A 17192-nucleotide genomic window follows, 5' to 3' on the forward strand; every position below is an offset into this window, starting at 1 on the left:
TGGCCGACCGCAGCAGTCCCGGCGGCTGCAAGGCGATGCCGCAGCCGCCTCTCTCCCTGCCTTCCCGTTGCGCCTGCCGCGCCGCGCTCTTCGCGCCTGCGGAAGGGTTCCCTCTTGCCCCGCGCAGGCAAAGTGCGCAACATCCCGGCTTCCGGAGCCCGGCCGAAGACCGGGGAGCCGTCCGCCGGTACCGCCGGCGCCGCGCATGACAACGACCATGCTGGCGCCCATGGCGGTCCGCCTCGTGCGGGCGGTCCAGATGCAGGAAACCATTGCGTGGGCAGGCGGCGACCTGCCCGGCCTAGAGGGAGGCAAGAGATCATGACGAGTTTTGCGACGTTCCGCGGCATCGGCCGCCGCACGGTCCTGGCGGGCATGGCGGTGGCGCTGCCTGCCGCGCTCGCGCTCGGCCTGTCGGGCCCGGCGAAGGCGGCGGAGACCCTGACCCTGTCGTCCTGGGTGCCGCCCAGCCATCCGCTGACCGCGGACCTGCTGGTACCCTGGGGCGAGGCGGTGGAGAAGGCGACCGACGGCCGTGTGAAGGCGAACGTCCTGCCGAAGGCGCCGGTGAAGCCTCCGCAGACCTTCGACGCGGTGAAGAACGGCGTGATGGACGTCTCGTTCGTGGTGCACGGCTACACGCCCGGCCGCTTCCTGCTGACCAAGTCGGCGGAATTCCCGTTCTTCGGCAATGACGCGGTCGCCACCTCGATCGCCTATCAGCGGATGTTCGAGAAATACATGGCCGATGCCGGCGAGCATGACGGCGTGAAGGTCCTGTCCGTCTTCACCCACGGCCCGGGCACCATGTTCAACACCACCCGGGAGATCGACGACCTGTCCGATTTCGACGGCCTGAAGATCCGGGTCGGCGGCGGCGTGGTGAACGACATCACCAAGGCGATGGGCGTGACTTCCCTCCTGAAGCCGGCGCCGGAGAGCTTTGAGTTGCTGAAGAACGGCGTGGTCGAGGGTGTCTTCTTCCCGCCGGAGAGCGTGAAGAGCTTCAACCTGCAGGACATGATCAAGTTCGCCACCAAGGTGCCGGGCGGCCTGTACAACACCTCCTTCGTGATGATCATGAACCAGGCCAAGTTCGACGGCCTGCCGAAGGAAGACCAGGACGCGATCATGAGCGTCTCGGGCGAGGCCCTGGCGCGGCTGGCGGGCGAGGCCTGGAACAAGGCGGACAAGGCCAGCTGGGCGCTGATGGACGAGAAGGGCATCAAGGTCACCACCGCCAACGACGCCTTCGTCGGTGAGATCCGGGGCAAGGTCGACCCGCTGCAGAAGGCCTGGGCGGACGAGGTGAAGGCGAAGTACGGCCTGGACGGCATGAAGATCGTGTCGGAGATGCAGGCCGAGGCGAAGAAGCTGCACGAGAGCGGCATGTGATCGCCGCAACACAGGCACATCCACGGAACGTTCGGCTGTGAATGCCAAAGGTTGGAGCCGCCCGGCCATCTGGTCCGGGCGGCTCCTGCAGTATATCGCCTCCCTTCTTCTGTTCTTCATGATGGCGCTGACCGTCGTGGACACCTTCATGCGCAAGGTGTTTTCCTCGCCGATCGGCTCCGCCTTCGAACTGACGGAGCTGAGCCTGACCCTGGTCATCTTCGCCGGCCTGCCGCTGATCACCGCGCGCCGCGGCCATGTCCAGGTCGAGCTGATCGAGCCCTTCCTCAGTCGCGCGGTGCGCCGCGCCGGCGACCTCGTCATCGACCTGGTGGTCACGATCGCGCTGGCGGTGCTGTGCTGGCAGCTCTGGGTTAAGGCGGCGGAACAGGTCGGCTATGGCGACACCACCTCGGTGCTGGAGATCTCCCTGGGACCGGTCACCTACGCGATGGCGGTCCTGTCCGGGATTGCCGCCCTCATCTCTTTCGTGAATGCCATCCTGGCAGCGACCGGCGCCTCGGCGGAGCAGGCCGCACGGATGGGCAGCGGCGGGACCTGACCGGCCATGGTAACCGCCCTCATCGCCTTCGCCGTGATGCTCGCGCTGATCTTCCTGCGCGTGCCCATCGCCTTTGCCATGGGCCTGGTCGGCTTCTTCGGCTTCGCCTTCCTCCTCGACAATTACGGCGCGGCCCTCGCCATGGTGCGTGCCGTCACCTACGAGACCGGCAGCGAGTACAACCTCTCCATCGTGCCGATGTTCATCCTGATGGGGAACCTGGTCAGCCGCTCCGGCATGTCGCAGGAACTCTATCGCGCGGCCTATTCCTTCCTCGGTCATCGCAGCGGCGGGCTGGCGATGTCGACCGTGGTCGCCTGCGGCGGCTTCAGCGCCATCTGCGGTTCCAGCCTGGCCACCGCGGCGACGATGTCGAAGGTGGCCATGCCGGAGATGAAGAAATACGGCTACGACCCCTCGCTCGCGGCCGGCTCCATCGCCGCCGGCGGCACGCTGGGCATCCTGATCCCACCCAGCGTGATCCTGGTGATCTACGGCATCCTGACCGAACAGGACATCGCCTCCCTGTTCGCCGCCGGCATCCTGCCCGGCATCCTGGGCGTGCTGCTGTACATGGCGGCGGTGCGCTTCACCACCTGGCGCAACCCGGCGGCCGGCCCGCCCGGCGAAAAGACGCCGTGGGGCGAGCGGGCGCGCGCCCTGCTCGGCGTCTGGGGCGTGCTGGTGCTGTTCCTGGTGGTGCTGGGGGCGATCTACACCGGCTATGCGACACCGACGGAATCGGCCGCGGTCGGTGCCTTCGGCGCCCTGGTCCTGGCACTCCTGCGCCGCTCCTTGACCTGGCGCAGCTTCCTCGACGTGCTCTACGAAAGCGCGGCGACGACCGCGATGCTGTTCGTGATCCTGATCGGCGCGCTGATCTTCGCCAACTTCATCAACATGACCGGCATGGCGCAGGAACTCACCTCCTTCGCCCTGTCGCTGGAGATGGCGCCGATCTTCGTCATCTTCTTCCTGGTGGTCGTCTATCTGGTGCTCGGCTGCGTGCTGGAGAGCCTGTCGATGATCCTGCTGACGGTGCCGGTCTTCTATCCCCTGGTCGACGGGCTGGGCTACGACCTGGTCTGGTTCGGCATCATGGTGGTGGTGGTGACCGAGATCAGCCTGATCACGCCGCCGGTGGGGCTGAACGTCTTCGTCCTGCGCTCCGTCCTGCCGGAGGTCGGCACCGGCACGATCTTCCGCGGCGTCACCCCGTTCTGGTGCGCCGACATCGTGCGCCTGGCGATCATCATCCTGATCCCCGGCCTGTCGCTCTGGCTGCCGTCGCTGTTCTACGGATAGGGGCCCAGGTCCCGATCCGTCCCAAGCTGCCGCTTGCATCCCGGTCGCGCTGTCGCTATATCTCGCGGCCCTGCGCGCCCGTGACGCCCGGCCGGATATCGGCCGGGGGCCCGGCAGGCAGCAGATGGATGGGTGGTCCGGCGTGGCATTCCCGTGGAGAACGTCTCCCGGAGGATGCCAGGGCATGCCGAGGCGGCCCGCAAAGCCCATAGCGCGACCGAACCGTGTGCCGCCCCGGCGGCAGCAACACGGTCGCCGACAGTCGAAGAGAGCAAAATGCCCAAGCTGAAGACCCATTCGAGCGCGAAGAAGCGCTTCGGCCTGACGTCGAAGGGACGCGTCCGGCACACGCAGAGCGGCAAGCGTCACTGCATGATCAAGCGCACGCCGAAGCAGGTCCGCGACCTGCGCGGCACCAAGATCATGTCCGAGGCCGACGAGCCCCGGGTGAAACGGCACCTGCTGCCCAACGGATAACTCCGGGACCACGACCGCGGCCTGCCTGCGCCGCAGGAGGCCGGCTGTCCCGTCCCGCCTTTCGATCGTTCAGGAGAAGACGCAATGTCTCGCGTGAAGCGCGGCGTCACCACGCATCGCCGCCACAAGAAGATCCTCAAGATGGCCAAGGGCTATCGGGGATCCGGTTCCCGTACCTTCCGCACCGCCATCGAGAAGGTCGAGAAGGGGCTGCAATACGCCTATCGCGACCGGCGGACGAAGAAGCGGAATTTCCGCGCGCTGTGGATCCAGCGCATCAATGCCGCCGCCCGCGAACACGGCCTGACCTATTCCCGATTTATGAGCGGTCTCCGGCTCTCCGGCGTCGAGGTCGACCGCAAGATCCTGGCCGATCTCGCCGTGCGTGAGCCGGAGGCCTTCAAGGCCCTGGCGCAGGAAGCCCAGACCGCGCTCGACGCCCAGCCCGCGCCGGCCTCTCAGGTCGCGTAGGGTCCGGGACCGATCCGGTCCAGGCAAGCTGCCGGGGCCGACCTTCGGGGTCGGCCGGCTGCCTCCCAGAATCGTGCAGTCGCGGGCATGCGCCTGCGTCTGTTCCCCATCGCATCGCGATGCGTGGCCGCCCCGGATTCCCCTTGCGGGAGGATGCGGGGCGGCCATTTCTGTTTCTGTTGGCGCAACGCAAGCCCGCCCCCTAAAAGGTGGCGGCAGGCGACAGCGAGGATGACACGGTGAGCGGAAGCGACACGGCGGCTGGCGGCGACGATATTGCGGCGCTCTCGGCCGACCTGATGGCGGCGGTCGAGGCCGCGCAGGACGAGGCGGCGCTGGAAGCGGCGCGGATCGGCGCGCTGGGCAAGAAGGGCCGGCTGACCCTCCTGATGAAGGAGCTGGGTGCGATGCCGCCCGAGCTTCGGAAGGAGCGTGCGCAGGAACTGAACCTGCTGAAGGACCGCCTGACCGAGGCGCTGCACATGCGCCGGGCCGATCTGGCCGAAGCTGCGCTGGCGGCGCGCCTGGCGTCGGAGCGGGTGGACGTCACCCTGCCGGTGCGGCCGGAGCCCAGGGGCAGCATCCATCCGGTCAGCCAGGTGATCGACGAGATCGGCGAGATCTTCGCCGGCATGGGCTTCAACATCGTGGAAGGCCCCGACATAGAAGAGGACTTCTACAACTTCACCGCCCTGAACATCCCGCCGGAGCATCCCGCCCGGCAGATGCACGACACCTTCTATTTCAACGAGAAGGCGGACGGCAGCCGGAAGCTGCTGCGCACCCATACCTCGCCGGTGCAGGTGCGCACCATGCTGTCGGAGAAGCCGCCGCACCGCATCGTCGTGCCGGGCCGCACCTATCGCTGCGACAGCGACCAGACCCACACGCCGATGTTCCACCAGTGCGAGGGGCTGGTGATCGACCGGCATATCCATATGGGCCATCTGAAGGGCGCGCTGGAGGATTTCTGCAAGGCCTTCTTCGAGCTGGACGAGGTGAAGATGCGCTTCCGCCCGTCCTACTTCCCCTTCACCGAACCCAGCGCCGAGGTCGATATCGGCTGCCGTCGCAACGGTGCCGAGCTGAAGATCGGCGAGGGCGACGACTGGCTGGAGATCCTGGGCTGCGGCATGGTGCATCCGAAGGTGCTGGAATATGGCGGCCTGGACCCCGAGGAATGGCAGGGCTTTGCCTGGGGGATCGGCATCGACCGGCTGGCGATGCTGAAATACGGCATCCCGGACCTGCGCGCCTTCTTCGAGTCCGACCAGCGCTGGCTGCAGCATTACGGCTTCGTGCCCACCGACTGGCCCACCCTTGCCGGAGGGCTGTCGCGATGAAGTTCACCCTCAAGTGGCTGAAAGAACATCTGGATACCGAGGCCGGGCTCGCCGAGGTGACGGCGCGGCTGACCGCCATCGGCCTGGAGGTCGAAGGGGTCGAGGATCGCGGTGCCGACCTGGCGCCGTTCATCGTGGGCGACGTGGTCTCCGCCGCGCCGCACCCGGATGCCGACAAGCTCCAGGTCTGCATGGTGCAGGCCGGGCCGGGTGTGAACGACGGCCAGCCGGTCCAGGTGATCTGCGGCGCCCCCAATGCCCGCGCCGGCATGAAGGGCGTCTTCGCCGCTGCCGGCACCACGGTGCCGGGCACCGGCATGCTGCTGAAGAAGGCGAAGATCCGCGGCGTGGAGAGCAACGGCATGCTCTGCTCGATGCGCGAGATGGGCCTGTCGGACGAGCATGAGGGGATCATCGAACTGCCGGCGGGCGCCCCGGTCGGGGCGCCCTTTGCCGCAGTGATGGGCCTGGACGATCCGGTGATCGAGATCGCGGTGACGCCGAACCGCGGCGACTGCCTCGGCGTGCGCGGCATCGCCCGCGACCTCGCGGCCGCCGGGCTCGGCACCCTGAAACCGCTGGACACCAGCCCGGTGCCGGGCGCCTTCGCCAGCCCGATCGGCATCCACCTGCGGCCGCATGGCGAGGACGGGCCGGCGCCCTGCCCGCTGTTCGTCGGCCGCCTGATCCGCGGCGTGAAGAACGGCGACAGTCCCGCCTGGCTGCAGGACCGGCTGCGCGCCATCGGCCTGCGGCCGATCTCCGTCCTGGTGGACATCACCAACTGGGCGACCTTTGCGCTCGGCCGGCCGCTGCACGTGTTCGACGCCGATACCATCGCCGGCGACCTCTGGGTCGGCCTGTCGGAGGGCGGCGAGAGCCTGCTGGCCCTTGACGAGCGGACCTACGACCTGCCGCCGGGGATCTGCGTGATCGGCGACGATGACGGCGTGCTCTCGCTGGGCGGCATCATGGGTGGCGAGAGCTCGGGCTGCACCCCGGACACGGTGAACGTGCTGGTCGAGGCGGCCCTGTTCGACCCGCTGCGGACGGCCGCCAGCGGCCGGCAGCTCGGCATCCTGTCCGACGCCCGCTACCGCTTCGAGCGCGGCCTGGACCCGGAATTCACGATCCCGGGCATGGAAGCCGCGACCCGCCTGATCCTGGAGCTCTGCGGCGGCGAGCCATCGGAACTGGTGGTCTCCGGCGCGGTCCCCGATACCAGCCGCAGCTTCATCCTGCGGCCGGGCCGGCTGCATGCCTTCGGCGGGCTGGACCTGCCGGAGGCCGACGCCGTGCGCTACCTGGAGCGGCTGGGCTTCGAGGTGCGCCAGGAAGCCGGCGGACTGCAGGTCTCGGTGCCCAGCTGGCGCCCCGATATCGGCGGCGAAAACGACCTGATCGAGGAGGTGCTGCGGCTGCACGGCTACGACCGCATCCCCGCCGTCAGCCTGCCGCCCGCATCCGCGGTGCCGGTGCCGTCGCTGACCCTGGCGCAGCGCCGCCGCCGCGACGTGCGCCGCGCCCTGGCGGGCCGCGGCTATTGCGACACGGTCGGCTTCTCCTTCATCGCGCGCGACCACGCCATGCTGTTCGGCGGCGGCCAGGACGAGATGGTGCTGGCCAACCCGATGAGCCCCAGCCTGGACACGATGCGGCCCAGCCTGCTGCCCAGCCTGCTGGCGGCGGCACAGCGCAACGCCGATCGCGGCCATGCCGACACCATGCTGATGGAGGTGGCGCCGCAATATTTCAGCGACGCGGTGGACGGCCAGACCATCGTCGCGTCCGGCCTGCGCCACGGTGCCGGCGGCCCGCGCCACTGGCAGGGCCGGGCACCGGCACCGGACGTCTTCGCCGCCAAGGCCGATGCCATCGCCGCGCTGGAGGCGGCCGGTGCGCCGGCCGCCAGCCTGCAGGTCTGGACCGAGGCGCCGGACTGGTTCCACCCGGGCCGCTCCGGCACCCTCCGCCTGGGGCCGAAGCTGGTGCTGGCGGAGTTCGGCGAGATCCATCCCCGGATCCTGCAGGCGCTGGACCTGCCGGGCCCGGCGGTCGGCTTCACCGTCTATCTGGAACGGGTGCCGGCGCCGAAGGGCGCCAAGACGAAGAGCCGCGGCCCGCTGCAGGCCTCCGACCTGCAGGCGGTGCATCGCGACTTCGCCTTCCTGGTGGCCGAGGATGTCGCCGCGCAGGACCTGGTGCGGGCGGCCGCCGGTGCCGACAAGGTGCTGATCGACCAGGTCAGCCTGTTCGACCTCTATGCCGGCAAGGGGATCCCGGAGGGGCAGAAGTCGCTCGCCATCGAGGTCCGCCTGCAGCCGCAATCCGCCACCCTGACCGAGGCGGAGATCGCCGCCGTGTCGGAGAAGGTGGTCGCGGCGGTGGCGAAGGCGACCGGCGGCACCCTGCGCGGATGAGGCCTGTATCCCCGCTGGCCGTAGCACCATGCTGATCCTGGGCATCCATTCCGGCAACCACGATGCCGGCGCGGTCCTGGCCGACGAGTACCGCATCCTCGCTGCCGTGGCGCAGGAGCGGATGACCCGGCGCAAGACCGACGGCGGCCGCATGCCGGTGGAGGCGATCGCCGAATGCCTGGCGATCGCCGGCGTCGGCCTGCAGGACGTGGACGCCGTGGTGCTGGGCCGCGGCGCCTTCCTGTCGCGCTACTTCACCCATCTGCGCGGCGGGCGGGCGGCGGAACAGGCGGTGCGCCGCCTGCTGGGGCGGGAGAAGCACAAGAGCATGGAGCGGGAGGCGCGGCGCTATGCCTGCCTCGACAGCCTGTCCATGTTCGACCGCGACCGCTTCCTGGCCGATTACGGCTTCCGGCCGGATGCCGACCTGGCCTTCTACAATCACCATCGCAGCCATGCGATGGCGACCCTGTTCCACACCGACTGGGACGACGCGCTGCTCTACACGGCGGATGGCGGCGGCGACAATGTGCAGTACAGCCACCGCATCCTGCGCGACGGCGAGCTCGCCACCCTCTATGGCGGCGACGAGGGGCTGCTGCTGCCGCCGAACGTCGACAGCCTGGGCCTGGTCTACGGCTTCGCCACCCAGGCGCTGGGCTTTCGCATCAACCGCCACGAGGGCAAGCTGACCGGCCTCGCCGCGCTGGGCGAACCGGTGCTGAAGGACCGGCTGGCGGCGCATTTCCGGGTCGACGGCGAGGGCCGCATCCAGTCCGATTTCCCCGACTATCCGGCCCTGCGGCAGTTCGTCCTGGACTGGGCACAGGGGCAGAAGCGGGAGGATGTCGCCGCCTCCGCCCAGGCGCTGCTGGAGGAATACATCCTGGAAGCGGTGGGCCGGCTGCTGCGGGTCTCCGGCTCCCGCCGGCTGGGCCTGTCCGGCGGCGTCTTCGCCAATGTCCGGCTGAACCAGCGGCTGGCGGAGGAACTGCCGGTCGACGAGGTCTTCGTCTATCCGGCGATGTCCGACCAGGGCCTGGCCGCGGGCGGCGTGCTGATCTACCTGCTGGAACGCGACGGGCTGGCGCACTGGCTGACGCAGCGCCAGCGGCTGCAGCATCTCTATCTCGGCCGCGACTACGGCGCCGCCATCGATACCGCGCTGTCAGCCGCACCCGGGGTCGTGCGCCAGGAGGGCGGGCCGGTGGCACCGACCGTCGCCGCCCTGCAGACCGGCCGCGCCATCGCGATCTACACCCGCGGCATGGAGCACGGGCCCAGGGCGCTGGGCGCGCGATCGATCCTGGCCGCACCCGGCAGGGCGGAGATCAACGACAGCCTGAACGACCGGCTGGGCCGGTCCGAATTCATGCCCTTCGCCCCGGTGGCGAAGGCGTCGGATGCCGATCACCTGTTCGACCTGCCGCCGCAGTCCCGCTATGCCGCGCGCTTCATGACCATCACCTGCGCCGTGAAGCCGGACTGGCGGAGCCGCATCCCGGCGGTGGTCCATGTCGACGGCACCGCCCGGCCGCAGCTGATCCACCGCGACGACAATCCGCTGTATCACGACATCGTCGATGGCTATGGCGCGGCGACCGGCGTGAAGGCGCTGGTCAACACCAGCTTCAACGCGCATGAGGAACCGATCATCGACAGCCCGGCGCAATGCGTGCGGGCGCTGCTGGACGACCGGATCGACGGCGTGGTCACCGAGACCGCGCTGTGGCTGCGCGCGGACAAGTCCGGATAGGCGCCAGCCGCACAACTTAGCGGCCGGGGGCGCAGGGCCGATTGACCGGCCGGGGGCCGCCCGGAAGACTTGCCCGCATGGACAGGATCTGTCCGAACCGGAAGGAGGAGCCCCCATGCCGCCGATGCTGTTCACGCCGATGCAGATCCGCGACCTGACCCTGAAGAACCGGGTCGTGGTCGCGCCGATGTGCCAGTACAGCGCCGTGGAGGGCATGCTGAACGACTGGCACCTGGTGCATCTGGGCCAGTTCTCCATGGGCGGCTGCGGCCTGATCATCGTCGAAGCGACGGCGGTGGAGAAGCGCGGCCGCATCACCTATGGCGACAGCGGCCTGTGGTCGGACGACCATATCGCGCCGCATGCCCGGGTGGTGCAGACGGCGAAGGCGCTGGGCGGTGCCGCGATCGGCGTCCAGCTGGCCCATGCCGGACGCAAGGCCAGCATCCAGCGCCCCTGGGAGGGCGATGCCGCGCTGACCGAGACCGAGTTCGCCAAGGGCGAGATACCCTGGGACATCGTCGCGCCCTCGCCGATCCCGTTCGCCGATGGCTGGCTGGTGCCGCACGAACTGTCGCCGGCGGAGATCGTGGAGCTGATCGAGTGCTGGGCCGCCGCCGCCCGCCGTGCCGAGGCCGCCGGCTACGACATGCTGGAGATCCACTCCGCGCACGGCTACCTGACCCATTCCTTCCTGTCGCCGATCACCAACCAGCGCCAGGACGCCTATGGCGGCAGCCGGGAGAACCGGATGCGCTTCGCGCTGGAATTGACGGAGGCGGTGCGCGGCGCCTGGCCGGAGGGCAAGCCGCTGTTCTACCGGATCTCCTCCAGCGACGGGAAGGAGGGCGGCTGGGAGATCGAGGATACGGTCGCCCTGGCGCGCGAGCTGAAGTCCCTCGGTGTCGACGTTGTCGACTGCTCCTCCGGCGGCATTGCCGGCTACGGGAAGAACACGATGCCGCGCCCGACGCCGGGCTATCAGGTCGGCTTCGCCGCCCAGGTGCGCCGCGAGGCGGAAATCGCCACCCAGGCGGTCGGCCTGATCGTCGACCCCGGCCAGGCGGAGACGGTGCTGCGGGCCGGCTGTGCCGACCTCGTCGCCCTGGCGCGGGAGCTGCTCTACGACCCCTACTGGGCGCATCACGCGGCGCAGAAGCTGGGCGCCGACCCGGACTTCCTGGACTGGCAGCCGCCCTACGGCCATTGGCTGGGCAACCGGGCGAAGGGCAATTTCGGCAAGCGGATCGGCGATACCGACCGCGACGCGGCCTCGAAGCAGATGACCCAGAAGCAGGCGGCGGAATAGGCGATTCTCAGGTCACCGCGTCTTCGCCGCCCGCTTCCGGCATGACGGCAATGCCCCGCGCATAGGCGGCGACGACCCTGTCGACCATCTGCGCCAGCCGTGCCGGTTCGCGCAGATCGCCGCTCAGCCGCGCATCCGCGGCCAGCATCGACAGGCCGTGCACCAGCGCCCAGGCCCCGACTGTCTCGTCGCGGGCCGGCCGGCCGCAAAGCGCGGTCACGGCCGCGCGCAGCGGCGCGAACGCCGCCTCCGCGGCGGTCGCAAGGGCGGGTGCACCCGGGTGCGGGCCGGGCTGCCGGAACATCAGGTCGGCCAGATTGCGGTTCTCCAGCGCGAACGCGACATAGGCCCGTCCCAGGGCTGTCAGATGGGCTGTCGGCTGTGCCGTCGATCCTGCGGCCGCCCCGCCGGTGGCGATCGCCCGCAGCCGGTCCGCCAGGGCGGCGAAGCCCTCTGCCGCGACCGCGGTCATCAGGTCCTCGCGGCTTCGGAAATGGCGATAGGGCGCGGCGCTGGAGACACCGACCGCGCGCGCCACCTCGCGCAGGCCGACCACCGCCGCCGGCCGCTGGTCCAGCAGCCCGATGGCGGCCGCGACCAGGGCATGCCGCAGGTCGCCGTGATGATAGCGCTTCGTCATGTTGACGTTTCTTACATTCAGGAGCAGATGTAAGCAACGCTAACATCAAGCGGAGGAGGCGGCCATGATGTTCTTTGCGCTGCTCGGCGGCATCGCGCTCGCCGCATGGGGATTGTCGCGCATCGGGGTGCCGGGCCTGCGCACCTGGCCGGCGCGGATGCGGCCGGCCCTGGCCATCGCGCTGCTGCTGGCGGGCATCGACCATCTGGTCAGCCCCGGCCGGTACCTGCCGATGATCGAGGCCTTTGTACCCTGGCCGGCCGCCGTGGTGGCGGCCACCGGGCTTTGCGAGATCGCGGGCGCGATCGGCCTCCTCCTGCCGGCCACGCGGCGTGCGGCGGCCATCCTGCTGGCGGTCTATTTCGTCTGCGTCTTTCCCGCCAACGTCGCCAATGCCGTCAATGGCCTGGCGGTCGACGGGCTGCCGCAGGCCGCCTGGTACTACTGGCTGCGCCTGGCCTTTCAGCCGCTCGTGATCTGGTGGGCGCTGCGGGCCGGTGCCGTCATCGGTCCCTGGCCTCTGCCGGAGCGCCGGCCCTCTCCGGAACGGCAAGCGAGGCCCGCGGGTTTGCATTCTCCGGGCGGGACCCGGTAGGACGCTAGGAGAGCGACGATGACGAGGCTGTATCTGGCTGCCGGATTTGCGACCGCGATGCTCTGGGGCCTGGCCCAGCCGGCAGCGGACATCCGGGCGGCGCAGGGTGACGGCGGACCGGCAGGCCCGGCGGCCTCCGCGGCGCCAGGGCTGATCCTGGAACTCCGCCAGAGCGGTGGCAGCGGCCCCTATCTGGTGGATGGCGAGGGTCGGGCCCTGTACCTGTTCTCACGCGACAGGCAGGAGACGCGCGAAGGCGCCACGGAAAGCCGCTGCCACGACCTTTGCACACAGCACTGGGTGCCGGTCGCGGTGCCGGCAGACGGGACGATGCCGAAGGCGCCACGGCCCGATCTGCTGGCCGTCATGCGTCGCGCCGACGGTCTGGTGCAGCTGACCTATAACGGCTGGCCGCTCTACTACCGGGCGGCGGACGCGGGTGGCGATGCGCCGCCGGCCGCTCTGGAGGCGTTCGGCGGCCACTGGTCCCTGGTCGGCCCCGAGGGCGAGCAGCGCGGCGAGAGCAGGACCTGACCCGGCCCGCCGGCGCGGGAGCCGGGTGTCAGGCGGCGCGCACCTCCGTCAGCAGGAGGTCCATCTCCTTCTTCAGGCGGGAGGAATTCTCCGCCAGTTCGTCGGCCGCGCCGCGGACATTGTCGCAGGCGCTGGCGACCTGGGAGGCCGCCTCGTGCACGCCGGTGATGTTGCGCGACACCTCGTCGGTGCCGGTGGCGGCCTGCTGCGCATTGCGGCTGATCTCGGACGTGGCCGCGCTCTGCTCCTCCACCGAGGCGGCCATGGTGGCGGCCACCCCGTCGATATCGCCGACCTGGGCGATGATCAGGCGGGTCGCCTCGACGCTGCGGCCGGAGGCGCTCCGGACACCCTCGATCTGGTCGCGCACGCTGTCGGTCATCCGGCGGGTCTGGTCGGCAAGCTGCTTCACCTCGGAGGCGACGACGGCAAAGCCCTTGCCGGCCTCGCCGGCGCGCGCCGCCTCGATGGTCGCGTTCAGGGCCAGAAGGTTGGTCTGCTCGGCCACGTCGTTCACCCCCTGCAGTATCTGCCCGACCTGGTCGATCGCCGTAGCCAGCTGGTCGATATGCTGCAGGGCGTCGTTGGCGCCGTCGGCGGCGGAGCGTGCCTTGCCGGCGGCCGCCGCCACCTGCTGCGAGACCTCCACGATCGCCGCGCTCAGTTCCTCGGCGGCCGATGCGACGGTCTGCACGTTGGTGCTGGCCTCCTCCGCGGCGGCCGACACGGCGCCGCTCTGCGCATTCGCCTCCTCGACCGAGGCGGCAAGCTGCTGCGCCGTGGCCTGCAGCTCCACCGCGGCGGCTGAGACGGCATCGATCACGCCGCCGACCCGGCTCTCGAAGCGGGCCGCCATCTCCAGGGTGCGCTCGCGCTGGGCGGCCCGCTGGGCCTCCTCCTGGGTGCGCGCCTCCTCCTCCATCTGCCGGGTCCGCAGCAGGCTCGACTTGAACAGCTCGGCCGCGCCCGCGACCTTGCCGATCTCGTCCCGGCGTTCGGTCCCGGGAACGGCAACCTCCATGTCGCCATCGGCAAGCCGCTTCAGGCAGCCGATGATCGCCGCCAGCGGGCGGGTGATCCCCTGGCGCGAGATCAGCATGCCGAGCATCAGCCCGGCAAGAATGCCGACGGCGGAGACCAGGATCAGGACGCGGCGGCTTTCCGCCACCGTCTCCTCCGCCTCCAGGGTGCGCCGGTCGGCCGTGGCCGTCGCCTGGTCGCCCAGACGGTCCAGGGCCTGCCGCAGGGCCTCCGCCTTTGCCGCGCTGGCATTTACCGCGGCCAGGATCTCCTCCCGCTCGGCAGAGTTCGTTATCGAGGCGCGCAGACGGTCGGCGAGCGCCGCCGTCTCCTGCAGGCTCGCCATGTAGGACTGGAAGGCCCGTTCCGCTTCCGCCAGGGTCGCGATCTCCTCGCCGCTGGCATAGGACTTCGCCTCCTGCAGCTCATGCCGGAAATCCGCGCCAGCCTGGTCGAGAACCGCCTTGAAGTCGTCCAGGCCGGAAGGGTCGGCCGCCAGGCGATAGTCGGCACCGTTGAGTTTCAGCACCTCCTCGCTCATGCGGCCGGTGAGCTGGATTTCGTGGGCGCTCCGGTCCATCTCGTGGATGGTGTGGTTCAGCACCGAGACCTCGATCAGGGCGATGACGACCAGGGCGATGCAGGCCGCCGTCAGGAGGGCGATGATCGCGAAGATCTTGCTGGATATGCTGATTGACGAGAGAGACATGGCAGCCGGGCCTCTTGGAAAGACGTTCGACAACCATGTGTAGACAGGAATCGTTAACAGCGCGTTTCGCGAACTGAACGATTGTTCGGGGCGCAGAAAATGCCAGACCGAACAAGCGGCTGCAACTTGTGATTGTTGCTCTGCAAGAGACGATGTGCCCCGCCCGTCAGACCGGCCGGTCGCCCGTCACGGTCGCCCGGTGCATTTCCCGCCGCTGCCCCTGATAGTCGTTGAGGGGGAGATGCATCGTGCAGCGATTGTCCCAGATTCCCACCGCCCCCTTGCGCCAGCGATAGCGGGCCGCGAATTCCGGCTGGCAGGCATGGCGGTAGAGATGGCCCAGGATCGCGTCGCTTTCCGCCTGGCTCATATCCTCCAGCCCGCGGGTGAAGGCCGGGTTGACGAACAGGGCCTTGCGGCCGGTCTCCGGATGGGTGCGGACCACGGGATGCAGCACCTGTTCCGCCTGCACCGCCTTGCCCTGGCTGAGGGAATTCGCGGCGACCGCGGTGGCGTAGGTCGGCGAGACGGAAGAATGCACCGCCCGCAGGCCGTCCAGCAGCCGCTTCATGCCCGGCGACAGGCGGTCATAGGCCAGGGTCATGTTCACGAACATGGTGTCGCCGCCCTGGCGGCTGCCGTCCGCGGGCGGCGGCGGCAGTTCCCGCGCCGCAAGGATTGAGACCTTCGGCGGGCATTCCAGGTATGTGAAATCGGAATGCCATTCGCCACCGAAATTCACCGTCTCGTCGGCCTCCTTCACCACCGGCACCAGTTCGGGCGCGTCCGGCACGCCCTTCAGGTAGGGATGGATGAACAGCTCCCCGAAGGCGCGGGCGAAGGCGACATGCTGCCGCGGGGTGAGGTGCTGGTCTGGCAGGAAGATCACGCCATGATCCAGCAGGGCGCGGTTCAGCGCCCGGAACGGCGCGCCGGAAATGTCCTGCTTCAGGTCGATCCCGCGCACCTCCGCGCCCAGGGCGCCGACAAGCGGGTCGACCTGCAGCGCCGGCCCGTTGTCCCCGGGCAGAGCCTGATCTGTCATTGCGGCTCTCCCTCCGTCGCCTCCGCCGGGTCCTGCGGCGGGGTGAAGAAACGCGGCAGCTGGCTTTCCACGCAGGCCGTGTCCAGCTCCGCCTCGGGATCCCGGATGAAGGCGGTGACCACGGTCCGGGCGCAGAGCGAGGTGCCGAGCACGTCATGCGCCGCCCCCGGGAAGGCGATCGCGCGTCCGTTGCCCAGCGCGCCGGCCGCGGCCGCCGTCCAGTAGGGCGGGGTCAGGGGATCGTACTCGCCGAACAGCAGCAGGGCGGGGACGTCGCTGTGCACCGGCTCGGCGAAATCGTCGCGGGCGCTGCCGGCGCCCCAGGCGGGGCAGTTCTGGTCCAGCATGTCCAGGTCGCGGGCGGAAAACAGGCTGCTGCCGGCAACCCGGGCCGCGGCGCCCTCGCTGTCGTGGACGGGGCCGATCTCGCGGCAGACCACCGACAGGTAGAGGCCGATCGCCAGCCCCTCGCCCTGCAGCAGGCCGGGCCCGAGGAATTCGCGCCAGTCGCTGTCGGTCAGGGTTTCCTGCCCGGCTGCCGCCTTGCCGATCCTGTCGATGTACAGCGGCACCATCTCGACGCCGGGCTGAAACGACAGGTGCGTCATCAGCACCCCGACGAAGGCCGGGAAGTCCAGGGTTACGGGGATCGTGCCGCCCGGCCCCGCCGGCGGCCCGCCGGACGGGCCGGGAGCCGCGTCCGGCGGCGGCACCACATGGACCAGCATCGGCTGCGCCTGCAGTTGCCCGCGCAGGGCTTCGAAGCGGTCCTTCAGGTCGGGGAAGGCGGTATTGCAGGCCTCGTTCGCGGCGCAGTCGGCGAACAGCCGGTCCAGGATCCGCGCCCGGTCGTCGAAGGTCTGCGGCTCGAAGGCGTCGCCCATGGTCATCGTCGAGTTCAGCACCAGGCTGCGGATCCCGTCGGGATCCTGACGGGCCGCCTCCAGCGCCAGCCGGGTGCCATAGGAGGTGCCGACAAGGTTCCATCGCTCAATGTCCAGCGCCGCGCGCAGGGCCTTCAGGTCGCGCGCCGCCTGTTCGCTGTCGAACTGCGACACGTCGATGCCCTGCGCGGCATAGCCGCTGCGACAGGCGGCCAGCGCCGCGGCCACCTGGGTCGCATCCGTCGAGGCGCCGTCATTGGCCGGGTTCGCGTCGATCACGTCATCGTCGATCCCGGCGCAGTCCAGCACCGGCTGCGACTGCCCGGTGCCGCGCATGTCGTAGAGGATGACGTCCCGCTGCGCGCGATCGGCGGCCGTGCGGAACCACATCTCCTCCGCGAAGTCGCTCATCGCCTGGCCGGGTCCGCCGGCCAGGTGCACGATCGGGTCCGGCGCCGGCACCGCCGCATGGGCGCGCAGGATGGCGAAGAACACCTCGTAGCTGCCGGCACCCGGCCGGTCGTGATCGGCCGGCACGGCAAGGCTGCCGCACTGCGCGGCCTCGCCGAACGGAATCGGGAACGGGCAGGGCTGGGATTGCAGCGCCGGTGCGTCGGCCGCTGCCGGGGCCGGCGCGGCAAGCTCCAGGCCCAGACCCAGGCAGATCGCGACGGCAGCCATGGCACCGGCCCGGAACGCTGCGCCGCATGGCGCGGCTGCGGAAATC

General features: G+C 69.8%; 15 protein-coding genes. 11 read left to right on the plus strand and 4 right to left on the minus strand.

All coding sequences use genetic code 11. The features are described 5' to 3' along the window. Window positions 1-321 precede the first annotated feature (321 nt). The 9 genes from ACFOGJ_RS24570 to ACFOGJ_RS24610 all read left to right on the plus strand — a co-directional run bounded on the left by ACFOGJ_RS24570 (window position 322) and on the right by ACFOGJ_RS24610 (window position 11038). Window positions 322-1395 (plus strand): TRAP transporter substrate-binding protein, encoded by a 1074-nt coding sequence (locus tag ACFOGJ_RS24570; RefSeq protein WP_379905620.1) that lies wholly within the window; start codon window positions 322-324, stop codon window positions 1393-1395. Window positions 1396-1432: 37 nt separating this feature from the next. After that, window positions 1433-1957 carry a TRAP transporter small permease gene (locus ACFOGJ_RS24575; protein WP_379905622.1) on the plus strand — a complete coding sequence of 175 codons (525 nt, stop codon included), beginning with the start codon at window positions 1433-1435 and terminating at the stop codon, window positions 1955-1957. A 6-nt stretch (window positions 1958-1963) separates the two neighbouring features. Continuing rightward, window positions 1964-3262 carry a TRAP transporter large permease gene (locus ACFOGJ_RS24580; protein ID WP_379905624.1) on the plus strand — a complete coding sequence of 433 codons (1299 nt, stop codon included), beginning with the start codon at window positions 1964-1966 and terminating at the stop codon, window positions 3260-3262. Between the two features lie 276 nt (window positions 3263-3538). Continuing rightward, window positions 3539-3739, plus strand: a complete 201-nt coding sequence (gene rpmI / locus ACFOGJ_RS24585; protein ID WP_379905626.1) for a 50S ribosomal protein L35 — start codon at window positions 3539-3541, stop codon at window positions 3737-3739. A gap of 84 nt (window positions 3740-3823) precedes the next feature. Beyond that, window positions 3824-4210 carry a 50S ribosomal protein L20 gene (gene rplT / locus ACFOGJ_RS24590; protein WP_379905628.1) on the plus strand — a complete coding sequence of 129 codons (387 nt, stop codon included), beginning with the start codon at window positions 3824-3826 and terminating at the stop codon, window positions 4208-4210. A 299-nt stretch (window positions 4211-4509) separates the two neighbouring features. Continuing rightward, complete coding sequence (gene pheS / locus ACFOGJ_RS24595) at window positions 4510-5553, plus strand: phenylalanine--tRNA ligase subunit alpha (protein ID WP_379905787.1); 1044 nt, start codon at window positions 4510-4512, stop codon at window positions 5551-5553. Further along, entirely contained in the window at window positions 5550-7973 is a 2424-nt protein-coding gene (gene pheT / locus ACFOGJ_RS24600; protein WP_379905630.1) for a phenylalanine--tRNA ligase subunit beta, read from the plus strand. The genes pheS and pheT overlap by 4 nt, the downstream gene beginning before the upstream one ends. A 28-nt stretch (window positions 7974-8001) precedes the next feature. Beyond that, window positions 8002-9729 (plus strand): carbamoyltransferase C-terminal domain-containing protein, encoded by a 1728-nt coding sequence (locus ACFOGJ_RS24605; RefSeq protein ID WP_379905632.1) that lies wholly within the window; start codon window positions 8002-8004, stop codon window positions 9727-9729. Between the two features lie 115 nt (window positions 9730-9844). Further along, a complete protein-coding gene (locus tag ACFOGJ_RS24610) occupies window positions 9845-11038 on the plus strand; it encodes an NADH:flavin oxidoreductase/NADH oxidase (RefSeq protein WP_379905634.1) in 1194 nt (397 codons plus the stop codon). Window positions 11039-11045: 7 nt separating this feature from the next. On the opposite strand, the gene ACFOGJ_RS24615 is transcribed toward ACFOGJ_RS24610, so the two are convergent. Next, window positions 11046-11678 carry a TetR/AcrR family transcriptional regulator gene (locus tag ACFOGJ_RS24615; protein ID WP_379905636.1) on the minus strand — a complete coding sequence of 211 codons (633 nt, stop codon included), beginning with the start codon at window positions 11676-11678 and terminating at the stop codon, window positions 11046-11048. A 64-nt stretch (window positions 11679-11742) separates the two neighbouring features. Between ACFOGJ_RS24615 and ACFOGJ_RS24620 the strand changes: the two genes are divergently transcribed. Continuing rightward, on the plus strand, window positions 11743-12273 hold the full coding sequence (locus ACFOGJ_RS24620) for a DoxX family protein (protein ID WP_379905638.1): 531 nt from the start codon (window positions 11743-11745) through the stop codon (window positions 12271-12273). An 18-nt stretch (window positions 12274-12291) separates the two neighbouring features. Beyond that, window positions 12292-12807, plus strand: a complete 516-nt coding sequence (locus tag ACFOGJ_RS24625) for a COG4315 family predicted lipoprotein (RefSeq protein WP_379905640.1) — start codon at window positions 12292-12294, stop codon at window positions 12805-12807. Window positions 12808-12835: 28 nt separating this feature from the next. Here ACFOGJ_RS24625 and ACFOGJ_RS24630 read toward each other — a convergent pair whose 3' ends face one another. From ACFOGJ_RS24630 to ACFOGJ_RS24640, 3 genes are all read right to left on the minus strand, one after another. Further along, a complete protein-coding gene (locus tag ACFOGJ_RS24630; RefSeq protein ID WP_379905642.1) occupies window positions 12836-14536 on the minus strand; it encodes a methyl-accepting chemotaxis protein in 1701 nt (566 codons plus the stop codon). A gap of 166 nt (window positions 14537-14702) precedes the next feature. Then, complete coding sequence (locus ACFOGJ_RS24635; protein WP_379905644.1) at window positions 14703-15581, minus strand: TauD/TfdA dioxygenase family protein; 879 nt, start codon at window positions 15579-15581, stop codon at window positions 14703-14705. Continuing rightward, entirely contained in the window at window positions 15578-17146 is a 1569-nt protein-coding gene (locus tag ACFOGJ_RS24640; protein ID WP_379905646.1) for an alpha/beta fold hydrolase, read from the minus strand. Before ACFOGJ_RS24640 ends, ACFOGJ_RS24635 begins: the two co-directional genes overlap by 4 nt. Window positions 17147-17192 lie beyond the last annotated feature (46 nt).

The organism is Marinibaculum pumilum (assembly GCF_042646425.1).
In the GTDB taxonomy this organism is placed as follows: Bacteria; Pseudomonadota; Alphaproteobacteria; order Ferrovibrionales; family Ferrovibrionaceae; genus Marinibaculum; species Marinibaculum pumilum.

Excerpts from the sequence above, each read along its gene's own strand:
- ACFOGJ_RS24570 (WP_379905620.1), top strand. The coding sequence starts at position 322 with ATGACGAGTTTTGCGACGTTCCGCGGCATCGGCCGCCGCACGGTCCTG.
- ACFOGJ_RS24580 (WP_379905624.1), top strand. The coding sequence starts at position 1,964 with ATGGTAACCGCCCTCATCGCCTTCGCCGTGATGCTCGCGCTGATCTTC.
- rpmI (WP_379905626.1), top strand. The coding sequence starts at position 3,539 with ATGCCCAAGCTGAAGACCCATTCGAGCGCGAAGAAGCGCTTCGGCCTG.
- rplT (WP_379905628.1), top strand. The coding sequence starts at position 3,824 with ATGTCTCGCGTGAAGCGCGGCGTCACCACGCATCGCCGCCACAAGAAG.
- pheS (WP_379905787.1), top strand. The coding sequence starts at position 4,510 with ATGGCGGCGGTCGAGGCCGCGCAGGACGAGGCGGCGCTGGAAGCGGCG.
- pheT (WP_379905630.1), top strand. The coding sequence starts at position 5,550 with ATGAAGTTCACCCTCAAGTGGCTGAAAGAACATCTGGATACCGAGGCC.
- ACFOGJ_RS24605 (WP_379905632.1), top strand. The coding sequence starts at position 8,002 with ATGCTGATCCTGGGCATCCATTCCGGCAACCACGATGCCGGCGCGGTC.
- ACFOGJ_RS24610 (WP_379905634.1), top strand. The coding sequence starts at position 9,845 with ATGCCGCCGATGCTGTTCACGCCGATGCAGATCCGCGACCTGACCCTG.
- ACFOGJ_RS24615 (WP_379905636.1), bottom strand. The coding sequence starts at position 11,678 with ATGACGAAGCGCTATCATCACGGCGACCTGCGGCATGCCCTGGTCGCG.
- ACFOGJ_RS24620 (WP_379905638.1), top strand. The coding sequence starts at position 11,743 with ATGATGTTCTTTGCGCTGCTCGGCGGCATCGCGCTCGCCGCATGGGGA.
- ACFOGJ_RS24625 (WP_379905640.1), top strand. The coding sequence starts at position 12,292 with ATGACGAGGCTGTATCTGGCTGCCGGATTTGCGACCGCGATGCTCTGG.
- ACFOGJ_RS24630 (WP_379905642.1), bottom strand. The coding sequence starts at position 14,536 with ATGTCTCTCTCGTCAATCAGCATATCCAGCAAGATCTTCGCGATCATC.
- ACFOGJ_RS24635 (WP_379905644.1), bottom strand. The coding sequence starts at position 15,581 with ATGACAGATCAGGCTCTGCCCGGGGACAACGGGCCGGCGCTGCAGGTC.
- ACFOGJ_RS24640 (WP_379905646.1), bottom strand. The coding sequence starts at position 17,146 with ATGGCTGCCGTCGCGATCTGCCTGGGTCTGGGCCTGGAGCTTGCCGCG.